Below are 26,329 nucleotides of genomic sequence, written 5' to 3'. Positions count from 1 at the left end.
CCTCATCCGAGAAAGAGGGAGAGCGAGACGAGGAAGCTGCGGGGGGCGCCGACGGTCACGTGCCGCGCGGGCAAGAGGTCGGGCGCCGCGCCCCGGGTGAAGCTCGACGGGTAGACGAACTCGCCGTCGAACCAGGCCGCGTCGAGGAGGTTGTAGACGTCGAGCCCGAGCTCGACGCGGTGGTAGCGGACGTGCGCCGTCACGTCGGTGAGGAGCGCGTCGCGCCCGAGCTCCCCGTACGGCAGGGGGCGGCCGTGGAGCAGCGTGACGCCGGCGCCGGCGCGGGCCTCGAGGCGCCGGCCGAAGAGCGCGCCGAGGCGCGGCGTCGCCGCGAGATCGGCGCGCGCGACGACCTGCGGCACGAACGGGAGGAGATCGCCCGCCGCGTAGCGCCCGCCGGGAGCGGTGAAGGCGGCCCGGGTGTACGTCAGGCCGACGCTCGACACGAGCCACGGCGCGGGGCGCGCCACCGCGTCGAAGGCCACCCCGGTGCGGGCCGTGGCGGGGACGGGCTCGTTGCGGCCGGTCGCCTCGTCGAAGACGAGATCGTCGGTGAGGCGGGTGTGGAACAGCGCGACCGACGCCCGCACGAGCTCGTCCGCGTAGCGGAGCCCGGCCTCGGCCGAGAGGGCGCGCGTGAAGGGGGTCCGCTCGCCGTCGCCGAGGCTGCGCGCCTGGGGCGAGCGGAACCCCTGACCCACGCTGGCGAGCGCGCGCAGCCCGGGCAGCAGCGCCACGTCGACCGTGCCCTTGCCGCCCACGTGGATCCCCTGCGCGCTGCGCGCCTGCGCGCCCTCGCCGGCGTGGTCGACGACCTGGTACGCGAGCCCGTCGGCGCGCACCCCGCCGCGCACCGTGACCCGCCGCGCGGGCCGGATCGACGCGTCGAGGTAGCCGGCGAGGTCGGTCGCGCGGACCTTCGCGTCGACGAGCGTGGCGGTCGGCCGGCCGTCGACCGCGGCGAGGCGCCGCTGCGACTGCTCGATCCAGTCGGTGCGCGCGACGACGCCCGCCTCGAGCGTGTCGCGATCCGAGAGCAGCGGGAACCTGAGCCGGTACGAGGCGGTCGCGCCCGCGGTGATCGCCTCGTTGAGCTGCTGGGTGGCGTCGCCGGAGGTCGGGTCCTCGAGGTAGCCGGTGAAGTTCGAGCGCAGCCGGAGCGAGCGCAGCACGACGAACGGCGCGAGCGAGAGGCCCTCGCCGCGGGCGGCGTCGGCGCCCGCGCCGCGCAGGTCCACGACGAGCTGCGCGCGCGACGAGTCGCCGCCCTGATCCGGGTCGTACGAGGCGAAGCGGTCGACCTTGCCCGCCTCGAGGTCGTCGAGGCGCAGGACGCCGGCGGAGGCGAAGCGCGAGGCGAACGCCGAGGCCATCACGCGCGCGCGGACGCCCGCGACGGGCTCGTAGACGCCCTGCGCGACGGCCGAGGTCCGGCTGGCGGCGCGGGCGGGGCCGAAGCCGTCGGTGGCGTACGCCTCGAACGCGGCGAACGTGGTCTCCTCGGCGCGCTCGGGGTGGTAGGCGAGGAAGAGCCGGCGGGCGCCGAACGAGCCGGCGGAGGCGGTCGCGGTGATCCCCGGCTCGTCGTAGCCGAGCTCGAGGCGCACGCTGCCGGCGACGGCGAAGTCGCCCTGGCGCGGGTCGTACGACCCGGGTTGCGCGCGGAGCTCGCGGATCACCTCGGGCATGACGAAGTGGAGGTCGGCGTAGCCCTGCCCGTGGACGTTGGACACCTCGTTGACCGGCGCGCCCGCGACCCAGATCTCGAGGTCCTGGCCGTGGACCGCGTCGAAGCCGCGGAAGAAGATCTGGTGCGCCTTGCCCTCGCCGCCGTGCTGGGCGGCGAACACGCCCGGCACGAGCTGCAGCACGTCGCTCGCCGTGCGGTGAGGCGCCGCCCTCACCTCGGCCCGCTCCCGCACCGCCTCCGAGGCGCTGCGCGGCGGCGCCGCGCCCTGGACCACGACCGAGACCGGCGCGGCGCCGCCGGCCGCGCCCGGGCCAGCGCCGCCGTCCGGCGCCGCGGCCGGGATCTCCGCCGCCGGCGAGGCCTCGGCCGCCGCGACGGGCGGCGGAGGGGCCGCGCCGTCGCCGGCGCGCGCCGGCACGGCGGCCGTGGTGATAAGAAGCGGCGCGAGCGCCGTGCGCAGGGAGAGGGTCACAGCGGGACCGTCCGTAGCACGATCTGGAGGATACGTGCTACGATCTGGATGCGCTCGCTCGCCTGGGACGGCGTCGGCATGTCTGCGCGGTCTCGGGCGGCGGGCGCGGGGAGCCCGCGGCGTTCATGATCGCTGGCCGCCGGGCCCCGCACCGGGGCGCTCGGAGGCTATTTTTTTCGACGCCGGCTCGATTCGTGCGCTCCAGCGGCTCGCGACGGCGACGCGACAAGATGTCGCATTCAGGTTGGTGGCGACGCGGCCTATCGTTGCGCGCGTCTTTGTTCCTCAGGAGGCTTCTCATGAACCGCGGTCTTCGTGCATTACGGCTCTTGTTCCCGCTGGCCGGGGCGGCGCTCTCGCTGACGGCGTGCGGCGGCGGTGAAGGTGGGGTGAACCCGGTCGATGGCACATCGACCTCGACGGGCGTCGGCGGCGCCGGCGGCGGCGGCGGGAGCGGCGGGGCGGGCGGCGAGGGAGGGACCGGCGAGGCAGGCGGCGGGGCCGGGGGCACCGACGCGGCGATCGCCGTCGAGCTGGCGTTCGAGGGCCGCGTCAAAGACGAGGTGTTCTCCTGCAGCGAGACGTACGCTGTCGGCGCCGCGGCGACGGACGTGAAGCTCAACGATTTCCGCCTGTACATCCACGATGTACGCCTGCACCGCGCGGACGGCGAGAAGGTGCCGCTCACGCTCGAACAGGACGGGAAGTGGCAGCTCGAGAACCTCGTGCTCCTCGATTTCGAGGACAAATCCGGGAGCTGCGCCAACGGGACGCAGGAGACGAACGGGCGCGTGCTCGGGACGGTCCCGGCCGGGGAGTACGATGGGCTGTCGTTCAAGCTGGGCGTCCCGTTCGAGCGGAACCACGGCGACGCCTCGGTCGCGCCGTCGCCGCTCAACCTGACCGGGCTGTTCTGGAGCTGGACTCACGGGTACAAGTTCCTGCGCATCGACAGCGTCCCGGAGCAGGGCGGGGACCCCTTCATCATCCACGTCGGGAGCACCGGCTGCGTCGCCGGCGACGGCGGCGAGGTGACCGCGTGCGATCGCCCCAACGTGGCCGAGATCGTTTTCGAGGGCATCGACCCGCTCGCGACGAAGGTGCTCGTCGACTATGGGGCGCTCGTCCTGGACACCGACGTGTCGGCGAACGCGGGCGGCACGCCCGGCTGCATGTCCGACGCGACGGATCCCGACTGTGCGCCGCTGTTCACCCACCTCGGCATCGACGTCACCGACGGCTCGCCGCGCCCGGAGCAGCAGTCGTTCTTCAGGATAGAATAGGAGCCATGACGATGTCCGCAATGGTGACCGCGCTCCGCCGCTCCGCGCTCTCCTCCGTCCTGGCCGCGCTGGCGGCCCTCGCCTGTGCCTGCGGCGACAGCGAGGGCACGCCGGGCGCGGGCGGAACCTCGGGGGAGGGCGCCGGCGGCCAGGGCGGGGGCGACGGGGGAAGCGGCGGGGGCGGCGGGGGCGGCGACGCGGGCGCGTTCGCGTGGGGGCTGCCGCCGGGCTTCCCGGTGCCGAAGGTCCCCGAGGACAACCCGATGTCGTCGGCCAAGGTCGAGCTCGGCAGGCGGCTGTTTTACGACAGGCGCCTGTCCGGCAACGGCACGTACTCCTGCGGCTCGTGCCATATGCAGGAGCTCGCGTTCACCGACGGCCTCCCGACCGGCAAGGGCTCGACCGGGCAATTCCACGTGCGCGGCTCGATGAGCCTGGCCAACGTCGCTTACCTGACGACGCTGACTTGGGGGAATCCGCTGCTCGACTCGCTCGAGGAGCAGGCGCTCCTCCCCATGTTCGGCGAGACGCCGGTCGAGCTCGGGCTCGCGGGCATGGAAGCGGAGCTGTTCCAGCGGCTCCGGGACGAGCCGCTGTACCAGGAGCTCTTCCCCGCGGCCTTCCCCGGCGACGAGGGCCCCATCCGCCTCGGCAACATCACGAAGGCGATCGCGGCGTTCGAGCGGTCGCTGCTCTCGTACCGCTCTCCCTACGATCGGTACCGCTACGACGGCGACCCTTCGGGGATGTCGGAGGCGGCGCTGCGCGGCATGGATCTCTTCTTCTCCGAGAAGCTCGAGTGCTTCCACTGCCACGGTGGCTTCAACCTGTCGGACTCGGTGCAGCACGACGGGACCACCTTCACGGAGGTGATGTTCCACAACACGGGTCTCTACAACATCGGCGGGAGCGGCGCTTACCCGGAGGGCAACGCCGGGGTCTACGAGATCTCGGGCAACGAGGCGGACATGGGCCGGTTCCGCGCGCCCACGCTGCGCAACATCGCCCTCACGGCGCCGTACATGCACGACGGCAGCATCTTGACGCTGGAGGAGGTGCTCGACCATTACGCCGCCGGGGGGCGCACGATCGAGGACGGCCCCAACGCCGGTGTGGGGAGCAAGAACAAGTTCAAGAGCGAGCTCATCACCGGGTTCGATCTCACCGAAGAGGAGAAAGCAGACGTGATTGCCTTCCTGGAGAGCTTGACGGACGATGAGTTTCTGACGGACCCGCGCCACGCGGATCCGTGGGCGGAGGCGCCGTGAGCCGGACACCCATCCTTCACCGGGCGGTCCTCGTCCCCGCGCTGGCGGCGCTCGCGTCGGCCGCGATGTACGTCGGGGCGTGCGGCCAGGGCCACGACCACGAGGACACGGCGGTCGGGGCGGAGCTGGCCGACGTCATCTACGAGGGGGGCGCGACCGACGAGGCGCTGGAGGCGCTGCTCGCGGTGGATCCGAAGGACGAGCCGTCGCAGGGGACGGTGTTCGACGCGCCCGAGGACGGCGCGTCGGTCCCCGGCGACGCCGCGCCGGAGCTGACCTTCCACGTCGCGGGCGCGGCGCGGTGGACGGCCCCGGGGGCCGCGCCGGCGTTCGGCTTCGCGGGCGCTCGGCCGGGGGCGCCGGCGGCGGGGGCGTCGCCGTGGGCGGAGCTCGGCGCGCTCCTCGGGCCGGTGCGGGCGGCGCAGGCGCACGGGATGCCGATCAACGGGCGCGCCTACTTCCTGGTCTTCTCGACCGCAGCGCGCGAGGGGCTGCTCCGGGTGTTCACGACGAAGCTGAGCTACACGCCGGACGCGGCGGCCTGGGACAAGCTCCGCGCCGCCGGCGGGCCGATCACCGTCAGCGTGCTCAACGCGGTGTTCGAGAACAACCGCATCGTGCAGGGCGGCGGGCCGTTCACGGGCGAGCCGGTCACGTTCTCCGTCGAGCCCTGACGCCACGGGGGGCGCCGAAGCGCGGCGCCCCGCGGCGATCTGCGGCGGCGGGGCCATGCAGCAGGGCGCGGGGCGCAGCGCGGAGCGCTGGTAGAGGCCGAGAGAGGGCGAGAGAGCCTGTGCGCTCTCTCCGGCCCCGAGAGCCGGTTTCCGGCTCCCGCGGGTGGATTGCTTTCAAGACAACGTGGTGGATGGAGCGTCGGACGGGAGCGCGCCGCGTGCGACGGCGGGATGCGCGCCGCGGCGCCGGGACCAGGCGAGCAGCCCGAGGGCGGCGAGCCATGCGGCGCCGAGGGATGTGCCCGCCCTCGAGGAGCCTACGCTGGCGCTGGCGCTGCACGCTGTAGAGCCGTCGGCAGATTCGCCGGCGGAGCCCGAGGAAGCGGCGGAGGTGGAGGCGGTCGCGCCGGCCGAGCCGCCGTCGCCGGTGGAGCCGGCGTGGCCGCCCTCGCCGGTATCGCCGCCGGAGCCCGAGGAAGCCGCGGAGGTGGAGGTAGCGCCGGTCGAGCCGCCGTCGCCGGTGGAGCCGGCGTGGCCGCCCTCGCCGGTATCGCCGCCGGAGCCCGAGGAAGCGGCGGAGGTGGAGGTCGCGCCGGCCGCGCCGCCGTCGCCGGTGGAGCCGGCGTGGCCGCCCTCGCCGGTATCGCCGCCGGAGCCCGAGGAAGCCGCGGAGGTGGAGGTAGCGCCGGTCGAGCCGCCGTCGCCGGTGGAGCCGGCGTGGCCGCCCTCGCCGGTATCGCCGCCGGAGCCCGAGGAAGCCGCGGAGGTGGAGGTCGCGCCGGCCGCGCCGCCGTCGCCGGTGGAGCCGGCGTGGCCGCCCTCGCCGGTGTCGCCGCCGGAGCCCGAGGAAGCCGCGGAGGTTGAGGAGGTCGCGCCGCCGGAGCCGCCATCGCCGGACCCGCCGCTGCACGGCCCGGCATCGAGGGGCACGCCGCGGCAGACACCCGCCACGCAGGTGTCGGCTTCGGTACAAGCATCGCCATCATCGCAGCTCGCGCCGCTCGCCGGGCTGCAGGTGCCGTCCTGAGCGGCGCCGGCCGCGACCGAGCACGCCTCGCACGCTCCTTCGCAAGCCCGGTCGCAGCAGACGCCATCCACGCAGGGAGCGCCCGCGCACTCGGCGCTGCTGGCGCAGAGAGCGCCCCGCGTGCCCATCGGCGAGGAGACCTCCGTCGTCGCCGTGACGATGGTCTCGGAGGGGAGCCACACGTTCGGCAGGTGCCCAGGCGGCAGCGGCGGCGCGCTGCTGCCGCCGGCGATGAGGACTCGCCCGTCCGGCAGCACGGTCGACGAGTGCGAGATCCGTACGAGCTGCATCGGAGAGAGGTGAGACGACACGGTCGTCGCAGGATCGTAGACCTGTACGATGTCGTGGAGCACCCAGTAGATGGTCTCGTCGCAGCTGTCGATCGTGCCGCAGGCGCCTGTGTCCATCGTCAGGCCGCCGGTCGCGAGCACCCGGCCGTCGCCCAGCGACGAGAGCGCGTAGTCCGAGGGACCGCCGTAAAGTCCAGCATGAAGGCCGGTGAGCCCAGGCCCGCCGGTCCAGGTGCCGGCCGCCGGATCGTACGTCTCCGCTTGCGTGTTCAAGCCGGAGCCCATGTCGAGGAGGAACACCCTGCCATCCGGCAGGCGCATCGCGGTGTGCCAGCTGTGGGAGCTGTTCATGTCCGTGGCGGAAGCCCAGGCATCGGTCGCGGGGTCGTAGATCTCCGCGCTGGGGCGGGACGGCTCGGGCCAGACCGCGAGGTGCCCGCCCGCGACGAGCACCCTGCCATCCAAGAGGAGCGTGGCGCTGTGATACCTGCGCGGGTGAAGCATGGAAGCCGCCGGCGCCCACGTGTCGGCCACAGGATCGTACACCTCGGCGCTCCGGGCGTCTGAGCGGGCTGCGCCCGCGACGAGGACCCTGCCGTCCGCGAGCAGCACGGCGGGGAAGCTCGCCCGCGCATCGATCATCGGGGCGGCCTGCGCCCACCGGTCGGCCGCCGGATCGTAGATCTCGACGCTGCGGCGCTCCTCGGAGCCGCCTCCGCCCACGAGGACGCGGCCGTCCTCCAGCAGGATCGCCTGGTGCCAGCAGCGCGTCTCGCCCATCGACGCGGCGGGCGTCCACGCGTCGCTCGCCGGATCATAGAGTTCCGCCGATGTCATGCAGCTCCCGCCGCCATCCCTCCCGCCCGCGACGAGAACGCGGCCGTCGTGCAGCAAGGTGGCCGAGTGGCCCTCCCGGGGAGAGAGCATCGAGGCCGCGAGCGTCCACACGGGGTCGATCAGCAAGGGCTCACCGCGCGCCCCCTCGACGCCGAGCGTGATCCTATCGCCGTCCACGTCGAGCCGCGCCTCCAACGGGCGTCCTCCTGCCCCGTACGCCGCCGGCGCGGTGACGCGCACCCGCGGGCGGCCCGCGGTGTCCAGCAGCTCGACGAGGTCGCCGCGCTGCCGCAGCGCCGCGCCCTCGACGCGCCAGGAGGCCAGCGGCGCGCCGGCGGAGCGGGCCGCGGGCGGCAGGTACAGCCATTCCTCGTAGCCGCCGTCGCCGGTCGTCGTCCAGAAGGCGGCCTCTCCGTCGCCTCGCGCGTACGCGACCGCGGTCCCCAGGATCGACGCCTCGCCGCTGGCACCCAGCTCGGTCACGCGCGCCTCGAACCCGCCCGGTAGCTGGAAGCGCAGCGCGCCGCCGCCGTCGCCTGGCAGAACGACGCGGAGCTCCTGGCGCACCGCGCGCGCGCCGTCGTCCGTCCGGCGCGGCTTGAGCCCGTCCGCGGCGCGTGCGAAGCCGTCGCCGGCCCCGATGACGAGCTGCTGCTGCTCGGGGAAGTGCGCGCGCAGCCCCTCGACGGCGTCGATGCCGCCCTGATCCGCGCATCCGGCAGCGGTCCACGGCAGCGAGAGCAGCGCGATCGCTCCGGGGGTGAGCCCTCGGCAGCGCAGCGATCCGATGGAGGCAGTGAAGGAAAATCCCGTCATGATGCTCCTCTCGGCCGAGAAGCGACGCCGCGGAACAGCGCCGGGGGGGCCGAGCTCCTGCTGCTCCCTTCGTTGCCCTCGCCGGGCGGAGCATTCACCGTCTCAGGACAGCGGCAGCGACGCCCCGCGGGGCGTTTCCCGGGCCGACGCGCGCGACGGCCGCTGCGGCCTTTCGCGGGAGCGCTCGTGGAGGCTCAGGACGAGCGAGGGAAGATGAGCACGTACGCGCCCGGCGACGGGTTGAAGAGCACTGTTTTGTCCGGGTGCGCCTCCCGATCGAAATGGGGATACCACGGCAGCGCCCGCCAGGACTCCGAGTCCTTGATGAACTCGCGCACGATGAGATCGAGCTCCACGTACTTCCCGCCGGTCGCCGCGGAGAGCTCCGGTCCGAAGCTCCAGCGCTCGCGCCCGGGGCGCGGGGCGACGTCGTTGTGGAGCGCCCCGCCGTAGGCGATCACCATCTTGCCGGCGGCGTCCTCGCGGCCGAGCAGCGCCTTCGCCTCGGCGGCGGTGAGGCGCGCGATCATCTCCAGCATGGCCGTCACCGCGTCCGGCCCCGCGCGCACGATGGCGTCGTACTCCTGGCAGGAGGGCGCGAGCAGGTGGGGGCGGATGCCGAGCCGATTCGCCTCGCTGCCGAGCGCGAGGAACTCTCCCTGATTGCCCGCCGACTGGGCCTGGGTGACCGCCCTCTGCTCTTCCTCGACCCGCGCCACCTGCTCCCTCTTGCAGCGCGGATCCACCGCCCAGAGCTCGACGATGAGGTCGGAGGCGCGGCCGGCGAGCGCCGGCAGAAAGAGCTCGGTGAAGCGCCGGGTCGCCGAGGGGACGCCCTCCGCGCCTTGCTGGGCGTGCGCCTCGCCCACCGCGAGCACGCGCGGGCCGCTCTGCAGCGCGTGGGCGAAGGCCTGGGCCGGCGCATCGAAGGCGAGGCAGCCGAGCGCGCCGCAGGGCGCCGGAGCAGGGGAGGCGGGGGCCGCGGCCGCCGCGGCCGCGGTGGCCGAGGCGGCAGGGCCGGGGGCCTGCGGGGCGGGCGACGGCGAGCTCGGGCCGCCGGCGACGGCGCGCGCGGCGCCCGCGGAGGGAGCGCCGCCGCCGGCCGGCGCGCCGCAGGCCGCGAGCAAGGCCGCGGCCACCAGGGAGGTTCGCGGGGTTCGCATGCGGGCATCTTAGCCGGGCTCCGGGATCCCCTGCGCGCTGGGCCGCGCCGGAGCAGCCGAGCGGCTCCTCGGCCCGGGCCGTGGCCACCCGGCGGCCTCGCGAGGGCTACCAAGAGCCAGGGCGATGACCCATGGAGCGCGGTGCGTGACGTGATGAGCGAGGGGGCCTCGTGTCCAGACGAAGAGAACACCCGGAGCGAGCGGGCTCGGTGGGGCGTCGCGAGCGCGACCGCGCGGCGCGGAGGCTCCCTCGCGAGCGCGCTCGGCGCTCGGCAGGGGACGCGCGCGGCGCGCACGGAGAGGGGGGATCTCCATCATGACCATGAAGACGAGCGGGCGGGCGGAGCACGAAGCGAGCGCAGGACACGCGGAGTCCGCGATCGCCAACAGCCTGGAGCAGGTGCGCGACATCCTGTGCGGCGCCCAGCTCCGCGAGCTCGCTCGCCGGCTCGCGCACACCGACGCTCAGGTCGCCGCCCAGGCGGAGGAGCTCCGGATCGAGGCGCGGCGGCGCCTCGACGTGCTGGAGGCGCACGTGCGCAGGGAGCTCGAGGCGCTCGCCGCGTCGCTCGAGGCCCACCGCGCGGCCGGCGCCGGCGCGCTCGGCAGCGCGGCGCGCGACGCGCGGGAGGGGATCGAGCTGCTCGAGCAGCGGGTGCAGCGGCTGGAAGATCTCGTGGCGCGCACGCAGCGGGAGCTCCGGCAACAGCTGCTCGACCAGTCCAAATCGTTCCTCGACGAGGCGCGGCGCACGCGGAGCGAGCTCTGCGCGATGGTCGAGCGCGAGCTCGCCGTCCTGTGGACCGACGGCGCCGACGCGGCCCAGCCGGACGCGCCGGCGCGGGAGGGGCCCGCGGAGTCGGAGCGCTACCAGAAGGCGGAGCGCCGCTCGGACGAAGCCGCGTGAGGCGCCCGCGCCGCTCGCCAGAGCGGCGCGGGCGCGGAGGGCCGGAGACGAACGATGGGACAGCCGAGAGCGCGTCGCGGGCCGCCCCCGCCGGTCAACAAGACGCTCGAAGACCTCCGCCCCCTGCTCGTGGGCCCCGAGCAGCGCCGGATCCGGCGGCTCGAGGAGCGGCTCGACCAGTCGATGGCCGAGATGGTCGCCGGGGCGCTGCCCGAGGCCGTGATCGAGAGCCGAAAGAAGGGCGAGGCGCTCTCGTGGGCGCTGGAGCCGCTCATCGCCAGCGCGATCCACGAGCGCGTGCGCCGGGACCCGGGGTCGTTCGCGGACGCGATCTCCCCCGCCATGGGGCCGGCCATCCGCAAGGCCGTGGCCAACGCCCTCCGAGGGATGGTCCAGCGCCTCAACGAGGCGCTCGCCCTCGGCCTGTCCTGGGAGAGCGTGCGCTGGCGCCTGGAGGCGCGGCGCACCGGGCGCCCCTTCGCGGAGGTGGTGCTGCTCCGCGCGATGATCTACCGGACCGAGCAGCTCTTCCTGGTCCACCGCGGGACGGGGATCGTCCTCGAGCACGTGAGCGCCGAGGACATCCCCTACCGGGATCCCGATCAGGTCTCCGCGATGCTCACCGCCATCGACGCGTTCGCCCACGACGCGTTCCGGACCGACGCGCGGCTCCAGCGCTTCTGCGTGGGCGATCTCACCGGGTGGGTCGAGCACGGCCCGTCGGCCCTCCTCGTGGCCATCGTGCGCGGCGTGGCGCCGCAGGCGTACGGGACCGTCCTCTGCGAGACGCTCGAGCGTGTGCACCTGGCGTACGCGGACGAGCTCGCCGGTTTCCGCGGCGATCGGTCGCCGTTCTCCGGCGCCCGCGAGCTGCTCTCGAGCTGCCTCCAGCAGCGGCGCAAGCCGGTCCCGCGCCGGAGCGGGCGCGCGCTCGCGGCGGCCGCCGTGCTTGTCGCGATCGCCGCGACCGCCCTCGCCGTCCGGATGCGCGCCTCGTGGGAGGACCAGCGCCGCTTCGCCGGATGGGCCGAGGCGTTGCGGCGCGAGCCCGGCCTGGTGGTGACCGCGGCGGAGCGGCGCGCGGGCGGGGTCGCGTTCACGGGCCTGCGCGATCCGCTCGCCGTGGACCCGCGGGCGGTGATCGAGCGCGCCGGGCCCGCGCGCACGCCGGTGATGTTGCGGTTCGAGCCGTTCTATTCGCTCGACCCGCAGATCGTCGAGCGCCGGGCGGCGCGGGCGCTGGAGCCGCCGCCGGGCGTCGCCCTCTCGCTGCGCGGCGGCGTCGTCGTGGCCAGCGGGGTCGCGCCCGAGCGCTGGATCGAGCGCGCGCGCTGGACGGCGGCGGTGCTCCCGGGCGTCTCGGGCTTCGACGGCGCGCGCCTCACGGCCCAGGAGGCCATCGAGCGGGCGCGCGCCGCGGCGCGGTCGCTCGAGGGGATCGAGCTCCTCTTCCGCCGCGGCGCCGCCCGGCTCTCCCCCGAGCAGCGCGCGCGCGCCGCCGAAGCCGCGGCCGCGGCCGCGCAGGAGATCGCGCTCGCGCGCGAGGCCGGCATGACCGCCGAGATCCGCGTGATCGGCTACGCGGATCCGGTCGGATCGGAGGCGTCGAACCGGGCGCTCAGCCTGGCCCGCGCGGAGCGCGTCGCGGCCGAGCTCATCGCGCGCGGCGTCCCGGCCGAGCGGCTGCGGGCGAGCGGCGGCGGCCTGCGCGGCGACCTCGCGCCCGCGCCGTGCCCCGGGGGAGCGGCGCGCGCCGGGTGCGCCGTCGGCGGCGCGGACGAGCGGCGCGCGCGCAGCGTGATCTTCCTTGTGGACCTGCGCCCGTCGAGCAAGGAATGAGTCATGGGGGAGAAACGCAAGGTCTGCGTGCTGGGCGCCACGGGGGTCGGCAAGACAAGCCTCGTCGCCCGCTTCGTGCGCAGCATCTTCTCCGAGGCTTACCGGACGACCATCGGCGTGACGATCGAGACGCGCCGCGTGAGGTGCGATGATCGCGAGCTCGATCTCATCCTCTGGGACCTGAGCGGAGAGGACGAGTTCCAGGACGTCCAGATATCGTATGTGCGCGGCTCCGCGGGCTTGCTCCTCGTCATCGACGGCACGCGGCGCCTCACCGTGGAGACGGGGCTCCGCCTCCACGCCGACGCGCGGGCGATCGCCGGGGAGCTCCCGTCGGTCGCCGTCCTGAACAAGGCCGATCTCACGGCGGCGTGGGAGATCGACGAGGCCGCCGAGGCCAGGCTGAGGAGGGCGGGCCTCTGGGTCGCGAGGACGAGCGCCAAGACCGGCGCCGGGGTCGAGGGCGCGTTCGGCGCGCTCGCGCGCGCGATGCTGGCGAAGGAGGCGCCCGTGTGGCGGGGCTGATGGACGTGGACACCCGGCTCCTCTCGGCGCTGGACAAGCTCGTGCTCGAGCGCCTGCACGACGGCGCCTTCGTCGTCCGCGGCGAGCCGCCGCCGTGGTTCCTGCGGCTCGGGATCGCGCCGCCGTGGCGCGATACGCCGCTCCGGATCGACCGCGCGCTGCCGTTTTTGGAGGTGTTCCTCCCCGAGGCGGAGCGGGCGTGGTCCGCGGACGGAGCGCCGAGCGTGCAATCCGACGGCTGGACGCAGATGACCGAGGACGACGAGGCGCTGCACCTCGAGGCCACGGCGCTCCGCGTGGGCCCGTCGCGGCTGCTCGTGATCACCCGGAACGACGCGCTGTTCCACGAACGCCGCCGCGTCCTCCAGCGGGCGCGGGAGCTGCGCCTCGTGCACGAGGCGCTGTCGCGCGAGATCGAGCGGAAGGACGTCCTCGTCCACTGCATCGTTCACGACCTCTCCGGCCCGCTGAACAGCCTCCTCGGCGTCCTGTCGCTGCTGCGGGAGCAGCCGCTCCCGGAGAGGTGCGGCGCGCTCGCCGAGGTCGCGCTGAAGGCCGCCCTGCGGCAGCGCGAGCTCATCCGGGAGATCCTCGACACCTTCGCGGCCGAGGGGGCCGCGCTCGACGCTCCGGGCGGCGATCCCGCCGAGGTGGCGGATCTGCGCGGGGCCGTCGCGCAGGTCGTCGAGGCGCTGCTGCCCATGGCGCGCAGCCGCGGCGTTCGCCTGGAAGGGCCTCCGGAGACCGGCGGGGGACCGCCGTGCCGCGTCGTCGGCGAGGAGCGCCGGCTTTCGCGCGTGGTCTCCAACCTCGTCGAGAACGCGCTCCGCTTCACGCCCGCGCGCGGGGCGGTGCGGGTCCTCGTGGGCGACGAGCCCGGGTGGGCGCGCGTGACGGTCGAGGACGAGGGGCCGGGCGTCTCGCCCGCCATCGCGCCGCACCTGTTCCAGAAGTTCGCGCACGGCCGCGATCCGGAGGCGGGCAGCGGCCTCGGGCTCTACGGCGCGCGGATCGCGGCGGAGCGGTGGGGCGGGGCGATCGGGTACGAGGCGCGGCCGGAAGGAGGGGCGAGGTTCTGGCTCCGGCTGCGGCGCGTCGGCGCGGCGGGGGGCAGAGGGGCCCCGGGAGAGACGTAAAGGGAGTGATGCCATGGCCAAGCTCTTGCTGGTCGACGACGATTCGGGGACGCTCGCGTGGATGGCCGAGGCGCTGGAGGGCGCGGCCTACGACGTCCAGACGGTGCGCGGCGGGAGCGCGGCGCTGGAGCTCCTCCGCACCTGGACGCCGGACCTCATCCTCGCCGACTTCCTGATGCCCGAGATGGACGGCTTCGCCTTCAACCGGCTGGTGCAGTCGCGCGAGCGGGTGCCCGTGATGCTCGTCTCGATCGTGAACAAGCCGGCGGAGGCGATCCTGCGGGGGGTCGCCGGCTATGTGCGGAAGCCCGTCACCGCGGCGGAGCTCCGCGCCGCGGTCGAGCGCGTGCTCGGCGCCGTCGAGGGGGTCACCCTCCTCGTCGTGGACGACGACGCGGACATCCGGGAGTGTTACCGGCTGATCCTCGCTCCGCGCTTCACCGTGATCGAGGCCGAGAACGGGCGCGCCGCGCTCGAGCTGCTCTCGCGCGAGCCCGTGGCGCTGGCCATCGTCGACGTGCACATGCCCGTCATGAACGGGGTGGAGCTCATCCGCGCGATGCGCGAGGACGCGAGGTTCTGCACGATCCCTGTGGTGGTGCAGACGAGCGACCGGGCGGCGGCGCGCGCGCCCGTCTGGACCGATCTGCACGTGGCGCAGACGATCCTGAAGGACGAGTTCCTGGACTGGCTCATGACCCAGATCGACGCGCACCTCGCGCCGGCGCCGCCGCGCGAGCCCGAGCGCGCGTGGCCGGCCGTGAGCCGCTGATGGTCTGATTTACAGATCCGCCATCGGATGGTCCGGCGCGCAATTCACCGCCTGGAGGGCGAGACAGGCGGTCAGTCCGCTCGTCACCTGCGCGATGGACTCCGCGTGTCGCGGGTCGGGGTTGCCGCCCAAGCATTCATTTTGGATGCGGTTCCGCGCCGCGAGACAGGCGGTCAGCGCGGCGATGGTGCGTGTCGGCCGGCGCCGGGCGCCGTCAGCCGGGCGTCCACTGCGGGTTCGCCGTGAACAGCCCGGACCCGACGCTGATGTCGTAGGCGAGGAACAGGCCGAAGCCCACGCTGAGCAGGCCCGCGGCCGCGCCGAGCGCGCGGTGCATCCCGCCGAAGCGCGCGCTCGTGTACGCGAACGGCACCGCCAGCATCCCGGTGATCAGCATCATCCCGGCGATCGTGCCCGCGCCGAACAGCGCGATGTACCCGAGCCCCCACCGCGGATCGTGCACCGTGGTCAGCACGAGGAGCGCGACCGCCGCGGAGCCGGCCACCCCGTGCACCACGCCGATGAGCAGCGGCCGGAGGCTCACGTAGAGGCGCGACCCGCCGAACACGCGGTCCGCCCAGCCGACGCCGTGGCGGTGGCCGTCGTGGTGCTCCGCCGCCTGCGCCTGCGGCTCGCCCCGCCGGACCGCCCGGTAGATCCGCACGAGGTGGTACGCGCCGAGGCCGATCAGCATCAGCGCGACCGTGAGCTCCATGGCCAGGCCGACGTGCGGCGGCACCACCAGCCCGAACAGGAGGATGCCGCCGCCGATGAGCATCAGCGTGACGGTGTGGCCCAGCCCCCACATCGCGCCGATCAGCAGCGCCACCCCGAGGCTCCGGACGCGGCTCACGATCGTCGCCACCGCGATCACGTGGTCCGCGTCGGTCGCATGGCGCACGCCGAGGGAGAAGCCGAGGAGCAGCAGCGGAAACGCCGAGGCGATCATGCCCGCTTCGTAGCACGGACCGCGCTCCCCGTGCCACGGCGGCGTGCGACGGGCTCCCTGCGGTGCCCCGGCCCCGCGCGCCGCGACCGATGGCTCGGCTCGGCCCTGTCCGGCCGGCAGCGCTTCGCGGGCAAACCTGGTGAAGAATGTCCTCTCGACTCGACTCGAGAAAGCAGGCTCGTCGATCGTGTCGCGACGCTGCGGTGACACCCGATCAGCGCAGCCTCGAGGCGTGCTCGACGATTCGCAGTCCTCACAACCCTCGTCCCACAGAGCGTCGCTTTCAGCGGGGTTCGAGGAATCCAGATCCCTTGTACGAACGCCCGGGCCACGGGACCACCGACGTCGTCTCCTCCTGTCTTCTCATGTCAGTTGGCGTGCTCTCGGCTCAGCGCGTCGATGGCCTGTTGCATCCAGACCGCGTCCTCTTCGGCTTGCTTGAGGCCGTGCCTCATCTGCTCGCGCAGCACCCCCGTGGTCTCCCGGATGCCCCGCCGAAAGACCTCGGCTGCACGCTCGTGGACGACCTTGAGCCAGGGGGCCAGGGCGCGCTTGTCGAGCGGACCGGGAGCGTCCAGGACGGTGATGCAGGCGTCGATGGCCTCGCGCATGGCACGGGATTCGAGCGCGTCGGCGAAGGCGGAGAACTGGAGCAGCGACTCTCGCAGCGCAGCGCGACCGGTCGATGAGACTCTCTCTGTCATGGCCGCGCTCAGCCTACCACCTGGGCGACGCCTCCGCCCGTGCGCGCGCTGCGATCGCACGCCTCAGCGCAGGTGGGATCGGCCCGCCGTCTCCAGCAACATCGCGAGCACGAGCGGATCGCCGAGGCCGTGCTCTGCGCCCATGTGCGCGCGGAGGCGCGCGAGGCGCGCAGCGTCCTCCAGAAACAGCGGCTCGTCGAGCCGGGCCGCCGCCTCGCGCAGGATGCCCTCGCGCTCGGCGAGCAGCGCGGCCGCGCCGCTCGGGTCGCCTCGCCCGACGCGGGCGGCGGCCTCGGCCAGCGACTCGCCCGCGGCGAAGCCCTGAAGAGTCCGCGTCATCGACGCGTCGACGGACGCCGCGCTCGCCGCGTCGCTGTCGGCATAGCGCACCTCGATCGGGATCTCCTCGATCACGTTCTTCCTGGAGAGCCGGTCCTTGTACTTGAGCTCGACCGTCGCCAGGGTGCGCTTGCCCGTGCCGGGCTCGGCGCTCAGCTTGAGCAGGAGGGCGTGGCGGTCATCGCGGGCGAACATCGGCATGAAGAAGCGCAGGCCGCCCTCGGCGTCTTCGCGCCGGTCGACCGCGATCCGGTCGCGCGACAGGGCGGCGATGTCGGCCGCGATCTCCTGGGCGCGGACGCGGGAGGCCTCGGCGTCGTTCAGCCGGCGCGAGCCGTAGACGCGGAGCAGGTCGACGCCGCGCTTCAGGCGCACGCGCACCTCGACCGCGGTCGCCACCGGGTCGAGGCGCTTGTCGAGCTCGGTCGAGAGCGCGGGCGCGATCTGCTCGGGGTGCCGCAGGTAGTAGTAGCCGCCGGCCCCGTCGCTCGCGATCGCGCTCATGAGCTGGCCGTCGTAGTCGTCGCCGAGCCCGAGCGCGCTCGTCTGGACGCCGAGCTGGAACGCGTCGAGGGCGAGCCGCGCGAGCCGCTCGCTGTGCGTGAGGCCGCTGGTCGCGCGGCCGTCGGAGACGAGCAGCACCACGCGCACGGCGTCCTCGGGGATGCCGGGCCGGTTCGCCTGCGCGTAGCCCAGCGCGAGCCCCGCGCCGATGTTCGTGCCGCCGCCCTCGCGGATCCCCTCGATGGCCCGGCGGATCGCCTCGCGGCGCGGGCCGACCGGGCCGTCCTCGATCTCCACCGAGGCGTCGGTCGAGAAGGTGGTGAGCGAGAAGTCGTCGGTGGGCGCGAGGCGGTCGACGAGCGCCTGCGCCGCGCGGCGGGCGCTCTCGATCGGCGCGCCGGCCATCGAGCCGCTCGTGTCGAGCACGAGGTGCACCGAGAGGTGCGGCCGCGCCGCCGCGGCGGCGGCGGAGGAGCGGAGCGCGAGGCGCAGGTGGACGGCGCCGCCGCCCGGCGCGAGCGCGGCGCGCTCCAGGTCGGCGCGCAGGCCGAGCGCCTTGCCGGGGCCGAGCGGGACCTCCGGGGCGTAGCGGGCGCCGACGTCGCTGACGAGCTCGCGCTCCGCCTCGGGCACGACGCCGCGCGCGAGGGCGGCCTCGAAGGCGGCGAGGTGGCCGCCCCCGGGCCGGTACGTGGTGGCGAAGCGGCCGTTCGGATCGAGGGGGACCTCGGCCTCCGGGGCGTACGCGGCCGCGCCCTGCGGCGACGCCGGCGGCGCGGCGCCGGCGCGCCCGTGGCCGCTGCCGAACCCCTGGCCCGACCCGGCGCCCGCGCCGTGCCCGATCGTCCCGATGGAGCCGAGCCCCAGCCCCTCTCCGGCGCCATCGTACCCCAGGCCGGCGAGCGGGAGGCCGGCGCCGCCCGCGCCCGCGGGCGCGATGGGATCGCCCCAGAGCTGGCCCCGCGCCGACGGCGGCGCGCTCGGCTGGCCGCCGGCCCCGGCGTTGAGCAGGCCGATCATCCCGAACTCGGCGGCGTCGCGCAGCGCCTCCTGCGGCGTCGCGTGCGGCGCGGGGCGATCGCTCGGGCCGGCCACCCCCCACCGGTTCCCGGTCGCCATGGCGCGCGCGGGCGCGCCGCCCATGGATCCCTCCTCGCCCTTCGCCCTCGTTCCCGTCCCGCCCTCCTTCGCGTCCGCGTTCGGCGCGGCCTCCTGCTCGAGCGACGCGCGCAGCTCGCGCTCGTCCGCGGACGCGAGGTACTGCCGCATGAGCGCGATCCGGCCTTCGCTCATGTCGGAGGACGGGCCTTCGGGGGGCGGAGCCCACCGCGCGAGCGCGCCGAGCAGGCCGAGGTGCAGCGCCGCGGAGGCGGCGTGGAGGGCGAGGCTCTTCCGGCTCACGAGCGACCGGCGCGCGCGCTCGCCCGCGGCGGCGTCGGCGGCGACCTGGATCCGCACGCCCGCGATCTCGACGTCCACGCGGGCGAGCGCGGGGAGGGGCACGAGCACCGCGCCGGGGAGGTCCGGCCGCGTCGCGTCGGCGTGCCGCGCCCGCGCGTCGGCGGCGGACAGGGGCGCGCCGCCCAGGGCGAGCGTCCCGGTCGCGGCGCCGAGCAGGACGAAGCGGACGCGCCCCGCGGGGTCGACGTCGAGGAGGGGCGCGCGCCGCGCGCCGAGCACGCGCTCGGGGAGGAAGAGATCGCACGGGCGCCCGTCGTCGCGCCGCTCGCCGACGTCGAAGGCGCGGGGCGGCGCGAGGTGCTGGACGAAGAGGACGGTCGTGCCCCACGAGACGAGGATCTCCACGGAGCGCACCGCGGCTCCCGCGGCCTCGCCGGGGCTCGCCGCGTCGGGCGGGCACGCGGCCGTGGGGGTTGCGTCGGTGATGGCGGCGGCGCCGCCCGCGGCGTCCGATGCGTTCGCGCTGGGCATGGATCTCCCCTGTGCGCCGCGCGGAGCGGCGCGCTCATGTCGTCAGGAATCCGGCGGCAGGCGCGTGGATCCGCGCCCTCCGGGCGACGCGCTCGGCGCTCCGGCCGGCGGTCCGTCGTGCCAGCGACAGACAGCGGCGCCGCGGGGAGGTTCCGGAGGCGAGGGGGCGGGCGTTGCTCGGCGGGAGCGCGCCGCGGGCGTTGCTCGGCGGGAGCGCGGCGCGGGCGGCGTGGCGGGAGCGCTCCGAGGCGCGGGCGAGCGATCCCAGCGGTTGTCTCCGGACGGGTACGGAGTGCAGTGGGAACGCCCCCGGGCTGTGATCCGGGTCGTTCCGGGCTGTGGCCCGAATGCCTCTGGCATGCAGCTCGGATCCCTCCGGAGTGCAGTTGGGACCGCTGGGGAGTGCAGTCTGGACCCCTCTGGAGTGCAGTCTGGACCCCTCCGGAGTTGCAGTCTGGACCCCTCCGGAGTGCAGTCTGGACCCCTCCGGAGTTGCAGTTTGGACCCCTGGAGAGTGCAGTCTGGACCCCTCAGGAGTGCAGGCGGGGCGACCCTCACCTGTACGAGCCGAGCCCCATATCGCCAGGTTGCGCGCAACGTGCAATCTCTTGCGTCCTGCCGCAACAGGTTGCGGTCATGGTCCAGCGAGGAGCAGCGTGCCCGGGCCATCATCGCCTCGCTCGCCGCGATGAACGCTGGGAGCTCCGCTTTCCAGGGGCTTGAGCCCTCCTTGCGCCCGCGCTGGCCCCGCGCGTGCAGAGCGCGGCCGCGCGACCGGGTGTGAGGTCGCCAACCCAGGACAGAGGGCACGGAGATCCTGATGAAGCCTTTCTGTGCGTGGGCGCAGCTCGCCCTGCTCGCGTTGCTGGCGATGCTGTCGTGCGCCGGCGACCGCGTGCCCCAGCTCGACGCGGTCCGGCAGGCCTTCAACCAGGAGGCACCTCCCGAGCAGCCGGCGGCGTTCAAGCTGCCCGAGACACCGATCGTCGCCGGCGCGGACGCAGGCTACCTGCCCGGGTCGGGGGAGGTGACGCCGGACGGCGCGTATACCTACCGGCTGCCGATCGACGTGCCGCCCGGGCGTGGCATCGAGCCGCGCCTCGCCATCACGTACTCGAGCCGCGCCGGCGACGGCTTGCTGGGCGTCGGGTTCTCGCTGAGCGGCCTCTCGTCGATCCTGCGCTGCCACAAGACGATCGCCGTCGACGGGGTGGTCGACGGGATCGACAATGACGCGACCGACGTCTTCTGCCTGGACGGCCAGCGGCTCGTGGGCGTGAACGGCGCGTACGGGGCGGATGGCACCGAGTACCGTACCGAGGAAGAGAGCTTCACCCGGGTGATCTCTTACGGCACCCCGCAGCCGGAGCGCTTCCGGGCGTGGCTGAAGGACGGGCGCATCCGCGACTACGAGCGGGTCGGGCCGCTCGACTTCCGGATGACGAAGGAGCAAGACCGCTACGGCAACACGGTCTCCTATATCTATGCGGATTTCGCGGGAGATGAAGCGAAGGAGGACGAGGCCGAGCACCTGATCGACAGGATCGAGTACCTGGGCCATCGGATCGATTTCGGCTACGGCATGGGCCGGTACGGCACGGGGACGCTCTACACGGCCGGCGTGCCTCGAAGGCGAAGCCGGGTCCTGCGATGGATCGAGGTCCATGGGCCGAACCCGAGCGCTCAAGGGCTGCTATGGCGTTACGATCTCGCCTACGAGGACGGCCCCGAGGAGAGCGCGGACACGGCGCGCCCGCGGCTCGTGGAGGTGAAGCGTTGCGGTGGGCTCGGCGGCTGCTTTGTCGCGCGGCAGTTCAAGTGGTCGTCCCGCTACGGCGACTGGTTCAAGGAGGTCCCGCTCGACGAGCACCCGTGGTTCACCGGCGCAGAGCACCCGCTCGTGCTGGACGTGGACGGCGACGGCAAGGACGAGGTGCTGCTCGAGACCGCCGACCCCGCGGCGCCGTACCTGCTCTTGCGCAGCCTGCCCTCGGGCGAGCCGCTGGGCGCGAAGGTGGCGCTCGCCGGAGAGACCGGGAGCTCGCCGGCCTTCGAAGGCGCGACGCTGAAGCACGCGAAGGCGGTGGATGCGGGCGGGGACGGCCGGAGCGAGCTCTTCACCTGGAACCGCCGCGCGGAGCAGTTCGAGATGTACGCCTGGACGGGCAGCGGGTTCGCGCCGACCGGGACCGCGGTGCCGATGTCGCCCGATCTCGGCTCGACCGCTGCCGGCGTGGAGCCCTTCCACTTCGCCGACGTGGACGGCGACGGGCTCGCCGACCTGGTGAAGCTGCTCGATAACGTGGTGGATGGGTTCTACGAGCCGAGGTTCCTGGTGCGGCGCAACCTGCCGAGCGGCGACTTCGACTCCGTGGACGAGACGGGGATCCCCGTCACGGTCGATGCGCTCGAGTTCGCGTCCGTCGCGCTCGACGTGCAGGGCGACGGTCGCGCGGGTCTGTGGCTGAAGGGCGCTTCGGAGGCATATTATCGGGATGACGCTGGCGGCTTCAGCGCCGTCGAGATTCCCATGGCGGGCAACTACACGGTCTTCGACTCGCACATGGGGGACATGAACGGGGATGGTCTTCGTGACCGTGTGTTGCTCGAGCACATCGCGGGGGGAACCACCGCTGTCGACCTGGCGTGGAACTCGGGAAAGGGATTCGTCGAGCGCGAGGAGCCCTTCGGGTACGGGGCGGCCAGGTATCCCGGCACGCTCCAGGTGGCTGATGTCGATGCGGATGGTCGTGACGACTTCATCGTCGTTGCCGACGATCCGCCGCGAGTCGAGATTCAGCGGCTGCTCGCGGCCTATTCGCAAACTTGGGACCAGGGGTGGAGGACCACGACGGTCGCGGCCCCGTCGGCGCGGATCACCGCCCTGCGGCGCGGCGATTTCGACGGCGACGGGCTGCTCGACTTGATGTACCTCGCCGAGCGCTGCTCGAGCGCCACCGAGGGGCCGACGTCCGCGTGCTCCTCGGGCACGAAGGTCGGGAGCCTGCGCGTGCTCGTGCAGCAGAGCACGGTCATCGACGTGGTCGATGAGATCCTGGACGAGGGCGGCACGCGCCGGGAGGAGATCGAGTACGCGCGGCAATGGACGGACACGCCGGAGTCTGCGGCGTGCGCGTATCCGCAGGTGTGCCACCGGCGCGGCATCCCGGTGGTACGGAAGCACCTCGTGCACCCGGGGATGGGCGCGCTGAGGTCGCGATATTTCTCGTACGAGGATCCGCGCTCGGACCTCTTGGGGCGGGGCTTCCTCGGCTTCGGGAAGGTCCGCGTGTGGGAGCCGAAGATCCCGCGCGAGACGGTGACGACGTTCGACCATGGGACGCGCATCGGCACGCGGTATCCGTTCGCCGGCCGTCCGGCGACGGTGACGGTGGCGACACCGTTGCTCGAGAACGACTCCGATGGACCGACGGACCAGCCGAGCAAGGCGGTGGCGCGGATCGAGCGCAGGACGATGCAGTACGAGGCGCGCGCGCTGAACGGCGGCGCGACCCATGCGGTGTTTCCCCGGGACTGGATGAGCGAGGCGTGGGAAGAGGAGGTGGCGATCGACTGGGGGCCGGACGGCGGCGCCCACATCGCGGAGATCGACGGGCCGGTGCAGGCGGCGCTGCGGACGCGGTTCGGCTCGACCCGTTTCGACGACTGGGGTAGCTTGGAGCGCGAGGCGACCGAGACGGTGGGCGGGACGCGGACGGTGGTGGAGAGGGGGTACGAGCACCGGCTGGAGCCGTGGCTGCTGTCGCTGCCGGCGTGGGAGAAGGTGACGTCGACGACGGCCGGGGGGACGGCCTCGACGGAGCGGCGCGCCAGGTTCGAGTTCACCGGCGAGGGGAGGATCGAGCGCGCGGTGGTCGAGCCGCTGGATCTGCCGGGTTCCGAGCCGAGCGTGGCGGCGGCGGTGCACTATGAGTATGACGCCGAGGGGCTGTTGCGGCGCGTGACGCAGACGGCGCCGGGGGTGCCGGCGCGGCGCATCCACGTCGGGTACGGCGGGACGCCGGGGCACACGGCGCCGAGCGTGATCTGGAACGACCTCGGGCACGCGCAGTGGTTCGCGGTGCACGCCGGGTATGGCGTGGTGATGGCGGAGATGGACGCGAACGGCGTGCAGACGAGCCGTGTTCACGACGATCTCGGCCGGCTGGTGAGCCGGCGGTCGGGCGGCGCCGGCGAGCAGGCGTTGAGCTACGAGCAGCGGTGGGACGGGGTGACGGTGCGCGCGTCGGACGGCGGCGGGGCGAGCGGGTTCGTCGAGCTCGACGTGTCCGGCAGGCCGTGGCGCGCCGGCCACGTCGGCCACGACGGCAGCACGGTGACGAGCGAGACGACGTACGATGCGTTCGGCCGCGTGATCGCGCAGAGCCGTCCGGCGCGCCAGCTGGACGAGGCGCCGCGGACCAAGCAGGTCTACGACAGCCTCGGGCGGCTGCTGAGGGTGGTGGGCCCCGACGGCGCGACGACGCGCTACACGCACTCGTTCTTCGAGACGGTGGCGTCGGACCCGCGGGGCAGCCTGACGAAGCTGGTGCGGGACCTCGACGGCCGCGTCGTGCAGAGCACCTCGTACCTGGGCTATAAGAAGCTGTCGACGGAGCCCGACCGGTTCGACCCTCACCTGTCGCGGCCGCTGACGACGCGCTACGGGTACGGCCCGTTCGATCAGATCGAGCGCGTCGTCGATCCGGAGGGCAACGCGACGGTGATCGAGTACGACGTGCGGGGGCGGCGCACGCGGATCGAGGACCCGGACAGGGGCACGACGCGGTTCTCGTACAACGGCCTCGGCGACCTCTACCAGAAGGTGGACGGCGGTGAGGTCACGAATTACGAGCACGACGTGATCGGCCGGATCGAGCGGTTCGTGGACGGCGATGGGGAGACGGACTACGCGTGGGACACGGCGGCGCACGGGGTGGGGCGACTCGCGGCCACGGCGAGCCCGGATGGGACCACGACGAGCTACGACTATGACAAGCAAGGGCGGCTGGAGTCGTTGACGTGGAGGGTCGACGGCGAGCCGTTCGAGGTGCGCACGACCTATGATGCGCAGGGCCGGGTGGAGACCGTGGCGTACCCCGAGGTGCCGAAGGCGCCGCGGTTCACGGTGAAGCACACGTACGACAGCCGGGGCTATCTCGAGCGGATCGCGGACGTGACGTCGGATCCTGCGTCGGCGGGGGCGCCGCTGTGGACGGTGAACGCGCGCAACGAGGACGGTGCGCTGCTCGAGGCCGAGTACGGCAGCGGCGTGATGCTGACGCGGTGGCATGATCCTGTCACGGGCCGGCTGGTGTCGGTGGAGCAGCGGATCGACGGGCTCGTGCTGTCATCGCTCAAGTATGCGTACTACTCCGATGGCCGGGTGAAGCACCGTTTCGAGCCGGGGGGAGATCGGAGCGAGAGCTATGCGTATGACACGCTGCACCGGCTGCGCGCGTGGAGCTTGAAGGCCGGCGGCGTGGAGCAGGAGACGGAGTACCTGTACGACCGTCTGGGGAACCTGACGCGGGTGCTGGTCGACGGGAAGGAGCGAGAGAAGAACGAGTATCTGGATGCGCGCCCGCACGTGGTGTCGTACAACCTCGACGGCAGCTTCCATTACGATGCGCGCGGGCGTCTGGAGCGGGACCCGGAGCGGGAGATCCGGTACACGAGCTTCGACCTGCCGCGTGAGATCACCACGGCAGCGGGGGTGACGCGGTTCGACTACGACGCGGCGGGGGCGCGGGTGCGGAAGGTGGGCCCGGCGGGGACGACGGTGACGGTGGGCGGCCTGTACGAGCGGCGGCAGGGGGAGGAGGGGACGAAGCACGTGTTCCTCGTGCCGGGGAGCGACGGGCTGATGGTGGCGCAGGTGGTGGTGGAGGCGGGGAGCGCGGCGCGGCGTGTGCAGTACCTGCATCAGGACGCGCAGGGGAGCGTGACGCTGGTGACGGAGGCGGACGGGAGCGCGTCGAAGTCGGCGTATGCGTATTACGAGCCGTTCGGGAGGCGGATCGAGCGCGACGGAGCGCCGCTGGGTGGCTTGCTGGCGGAGCTGCGGCTGGGGCTGACGGGGCACGAGCACGACGACGAGCTCGGGCTGATCAACCTGAAGGGGCGGATTTACGACCCGAAGCTGAAGCGGGTGCTGACGCCCGATCCGGTGGTGTCGGCGCCGCTGTTCGGGCAGAGCTACAACCGGTACAGCTACGTGCTGAACGACCCGATGAACCTCGTGGATCCGACGGGGTACGAGCCGACGGGGCCGGACTGCACGACGTGCGCGCCGTGGACGCCGCCGGGTGATGGCGGCGGGGGAGTGACCATCATCTCGGGGGGCAGCGGAGATGGGGGCGACGGGAACCCTTACTCCCGGGATGGGAGCGCCGACGACCGCGACGACCTAGGTCCGCCTTCGCCTCCGCAGGTGGTGAAGTCGGACGTGGACGGGTTCCAGGGAGCGGGGGCCGGGTCGCACCAGGAGAGCTTGCTGGTGCAGCTGTTGAACGAGCGCGCGCGGCAGGACCGGCTGTACCACGAGGCGCTGCAGCGCGATACGTTCCGGGTGACGCAGTGGGCGATGCTGGGCGCGGGCGCGGCGCTGCTGGTGTGGTCGGGGGGCTACGCGCTGCTGGCGATCGAGGAGCTGTCGGTGTTCGGCGGGGCGGTGGGGATGACGTCGACGCAGGTGGCGGCGGCGAACGCGGCGAGCTTCGCGCTGAAGGCGGTGCCGGCGCTCGTGGGCGAGGTCTGGGTGCTGGAGGGGCTGAGCCAGAACGACCCGGGGAGGATCGCCGACGGGCTGATGATGGCGGCCTCCGCGGGCGCCAGCTTCGGCGACGGGTTGGGGGCGGGGCCGCGCGCGGGTGTGGGAGTGGGAACGTCACCAGGCGTGACACGAACCGCAACGATGACTCAAGAAAGCATTGAGCATATTGCGCTACGGCACTTCCCAACAAGCGGGGCAACTGGCGCCGGAAAATTCGACACTACATCCGTTCGCAGGGTTCGCTCACTTATCAATGAAACGGTCCTGCATGGCGCTAGCAGGCCCAATACACGAGGTCGTCCCGGTCAGATTGTTGAGTATAACTTCGGGCGACCAATCGGTACCGATGTGTCCGGTGCCCCAGCGATGCGGCTGCGGGTTGTTCTAACTCCGGGAGGAGTTGTTAAGACAGCATTCCCCTACTGAG

The 26,329-nt window shown here is 73.5% G+C and carries 15 protein-coding genes; 9 read left to right on the top strand and 6 right to left on the bottom strand.

Annotation, left to right across the window (positions count from 1 at the left end; genetic code table 11):
• Window positions 1–2: 2 nt before the first annotated feature.
• Window positions 3–2,162: a TonB-dependent receptor gene (locus NQZ70_RS35895; RefSeq protein WP_129578252.1), complete on the bottom strand. Its 2,160-nt coding sequence runs from the start codon at window positions 2,160–2,162 to the stop codon at window positions 3–5.
• 299 nt (window positions 2,163–2,461) lie between these two features.
• Here NQZ70_RS35895 and NQZ70_RS35890 point away from each other — a divergent pair, with 299 nt between their 5' ends.
• Genes NQZ70_RS35890 through NQZ70_RS35880 form a run of 3 tightly spaced genes read left to right on the top strand, consistent with a single transcriptional unit; the run spans window position 2,462 to window position 5,387 of the window.
• Window positions 2,462–3,445, top strand: a complete 984-nt coding sequence (locus NQZ70_RS35890; RefSeq protein WP_237244341.1) for an MbnP family copper-binding protein — start codon at window positions 2,462–2,464, stop codon at window positions 3,443–3,445.
• Window positions 3,446–3,450: 5 nt separating this feature from the next.
• Window positions 3,451–4,713 carry a methanobactin export MATE transporter MbnM gene (locus NQZ70_RS35885; protein WP_272826340.1) on the top strand — a complete coding sequence of 421 codons (1,263 nt, stop codon included), beginning with the start codon at window positions 3,451–3,453 and terminating at the stop codon, window positions 4,711–4,713.
• The gene (locus NQZ70_RS35880) at window positions 4,710–5,387 is read left to right on the top strand and encodes a hypothetical protein (RefSeq protein WP_237244340.1); all 678 of its coding nucleotides are present in this window, start codon (window positions 4,710–4,712) and stop codon (window positions 5,385–5,387) included. The genes NQZ70_RS35885 and NQZ70_RS35880 overlap by 4 nt, the downstream gene beginning before the upstream one ends.
• 174 nt (window positions 5,388–5,561) lie before the next feature.
• Here NQZ70_RS35880 and NQZ70_RS35875 read toward each other — a convergent pair whose 3' ends face one another.
• Both NQZ70_RS35875 and NQZ70_RS35870 read right to left on the bottom strand, forming a co-directional pair.
• Complete coding sequence (locus NQZ70_RS35875; RefSeq protein WP_129578250.1) at window positions 5,562–8,357, bottom strand: kelch repeat-containing protein; 2,796 nt, start codon at window positions 8,355–8,357, stop codon at window positions 5,562–5,564.
• 194 nt (window positions 8,358–8,551) lie between these two features.
• Window positions 8,552–9,520 (bottom strand): hypothetical protein, encoded by a 969-nt coding sequence (locus tag NQZ70_RS35870; protein ID WP_237244339.1) that lies wholly within the window; start codon window positions 9,518–9,520, stop codon window positions 8,552–8,554.
• 316 nt (window positions 9,521–9,836) lie between these two features.
• Here NQZ70_RS35870 and NQZ70_RS35865 point away from each other — a divergent pair, with 316 nt between their 5' ends.
• Genes NQZ70_RS35865 through NQZ70_RS35845 form a run of 5 tightly spaced genes read left to right on the top strand, consistent with a single transcriptional unit; the run spans window position 9,837 to window position 14,699 of the window.
• Window positions 9,837–10,427 carry a hypothetical protein gene (locus tag NQZ70_RS35865; RefSeq protein WP_129578249.1) on the top strand — a complete coding sequence of 197 codons (591 nt, stop codon included), beginning with the start codon at window positions 9,837–9,839 and terminating at the stop codon, window positions 10,425–10,427.
• 54 nt (window positions 10,428–10,481) lie between these two features.
• Window positions 10,482–12,266 carry an OmpA family protein gene (locus NQZ70_RS35860; protein WP_129578248.1) on the top strand — a complete coding sequence of 595 codons (1,785 nt, stop codon included), beginning with the start codon at window positions 10,482–10,484 and terminating at the stop codon, window positions 12,264–12,266.
• A 3-nt stretch (window positions 12,267–12,269) separates the two neighbouring features.
• On the top strand, window positions 12,270–12,791 hold the full coding sequence (locus NQZ70_RS35855) for a Rab family GTPase (RefSeq protein ID WP_129578247.1): 522 nt from the start codon (window positions 12,270–12,272) through the stop codon (window positions 12,789–12,791).
• Window positions 12,779–13,927, top strand: coding sequence for a sensor histidine kinase KdpD (locus NQZ70_RS35850; protein WP_129578246.1), 1,149 nt, complete (start codon window positions 12,779–12,781; stop codon window positions 13,925–13,927). Before NQZ70_RS35855 ends, NQZ70_RS35850 begins: the two co-directional genes overlap by 13 nt.
• A gap of 13 nt (window positions 13,928–13,940) precedes the next feature.
• Window positions 13,941–14,699 carry a response regulator gene (locus NQZ70_RS35845; protein WP_129578245.1) on the top strand — a complete coding sequence of 253 codons (759 nt, stop codon included), beginning with the start codon at window positions 13,941–13,943 and terminating at the stop codon, window positions 14,697–14,699.
• A gap of 214 nt (window positions 14,700–14,913) precedes the next feature.
• Here the strand turns inward: NQZ70_RS35845 and NQZ70_RS35840 are convergent, their stop codons facing one another.
• The 3 genes from NQZ70_RS35840 to NQZ70_RS35830 all read right to left on the bottom strand — a co-directional run bounded on the left by NQZ70_RS35840 (window position 14,914) and on the right by NQZ70_RS35830 (window position 19,127).
• Window positions 14,914–15,648: a high-affinity nickel-transport family protein gene (locus NQZ70_RS35840; protein ID WP_129578244.1), complete on the bottom strand. Its 735-nt coding sequence runs from the start codon at window positions 15,646–15,648 to the stop codon at window positions 14,914–14,916.
• A gap of 368 nt (window positions 15,649–16,016) precedes the next feature.
• Complete coding sequence (locus NQZ70_RS35835) at window positions 16,017–16,352, bottom strand: hypothetical protein (RefSeq protein WP_129578243.1); 336 nt, start codon at window positions 16,350–16,352, stop codon at window positions 16,017–16,019.
• Between the two features lie 63 nt (window positions 16,353–16,415).
• The gene (locus tag NQZ70_RS35830; RefSeq protein ID WP_129578242.1) at window positions 16,416–19,127 is read right to left on the bottom strand and encodes a VWA domain-containing protein; all 2,712 of its coding nucleotides are present in this window, start codon (window positions 19,125–19,127) and stop codon (window positions 16,416–16,418) included.
• Between the two features lie 820 nt (window positions 19,128–19,947).
• On the opposite strand from NQZ70_RS35830, the gene NQZ70_RS35825 reads away from it, so the two are divergent.
• Window positions 19,948–26,328, top strand: coding sequence for an FG-GAP-like repeat-containing protein (locus tag NQZ70_RS35825; RefSeq protein ID WP_129578241.1), 6,381 nt, complete (start codon window positions 19,948–19,950; stop codon window positions 26,326–26,328).
• Window position 26,329: the final 1 nt, after the last annotated feature.

The sequence above is a fragment of the Sorangium sp. So ce836 genome, from assembly GCF_028553905.1.
Taxonomy (GTDB): Bacteria; Myxococcota_A; Polyangia; order Polyangiales; family Polyangiaceae; genus Sorangium; species Sorangium cellulosum_D.
Note: the sequence above shows the minus strand (reverse complement) of the source record. Positions and strands in the feature narration are given on the sequence as shown.

Bases quoted from the DNA above. Each gene is read 5' to 3' on its own strand.
- NQZ70_RS35855 (WP_129578247.1), top strand. From the start codon at position 12,270: ATGGGGGAGAAACGCAAGGTCTGCGTGCTGGGCGCCACGGGGGTCGGC.
- NQZ70_RS35885 (WP_272826340.1), top strand. From the start codon at position 3,451: ATGACGATGTCCGCAATGGTGACCGCGCTCCGCCGCTCCGCGCTCTCC.
- NQZ70_RS35825 (WP_129578241.1), top strand. From the start codon at position 19,948: ATGAAGCCTTTCTGTGCGTGGGCGCAGCTCGCCCTGCTCGCGTTGCTG.
- NQZ70_RS35840 (WP_129578244.1), bottom strand. From the start codon at position 15,648: ATGATCGCCTCGGCGTTTCCGCTGCTGCTCCTCGGCTTCTCCCTCGGC.
- NQZ70_RS35835 (WP_129578243.1), bottom strand. From the start codon at position 16,352: ATGACAGAGAGAGTCTCATCGACCGGTCGCGCTGCGCTGCGAGAGTCG.
- NQZ70_RS35860 (WP_129578248.1), top strand. From the start codon at position 10,482: ATGGGACAGCCGAGAGCGCGTCGCGGGCCGCCCCCGCCGGTCAACAAG.
- NQZ70_RS35890 (WP_237244341.1), top strand. From the start codon at position 2,462: ATGAACCGCGGTCTTCGTGCATTACGGCTCTTGTTCCCGCTGGCCGGG.
- NQZ70_RS35875 (WP_129578250.1), bottom strand. From the start codon at position 8,357: ATGACGGGATTTTCCTTCACTGCCTCCATCGGATCGCTGCGCTGCCGA.
- NQZ70_RS35865 (WP_129578249.1), top strand. From the start codon at position 9,837: ATGACCATGAAGACGAGCGGGCGGGCGGAGCACGAAGCGAGCGCAGGA.
- NQZ70_RS35870 (WP_237244339.1), bottom strand. From the start codon at position 9,520: ATGCGAACCCCGCGAACCTCCCTGGTGGCCGCGGCCTTGCTCGCGGCC.
- NQZ70_RS35830 (WP_129578242.1), bottom strand. From the start codon at position 19,127: ATGCCCAGCGCGAACGCATCGGACGCCGCGGGCGGCGCCGCCGCCATC.
- NQZ70_RS35845 (WP_129578245.1), top strand. From the start codon at position 13,941: ATGGCCAAGCTCTTGCTGGTCGACGACGATTCGGGGACGCTCGCGTGG.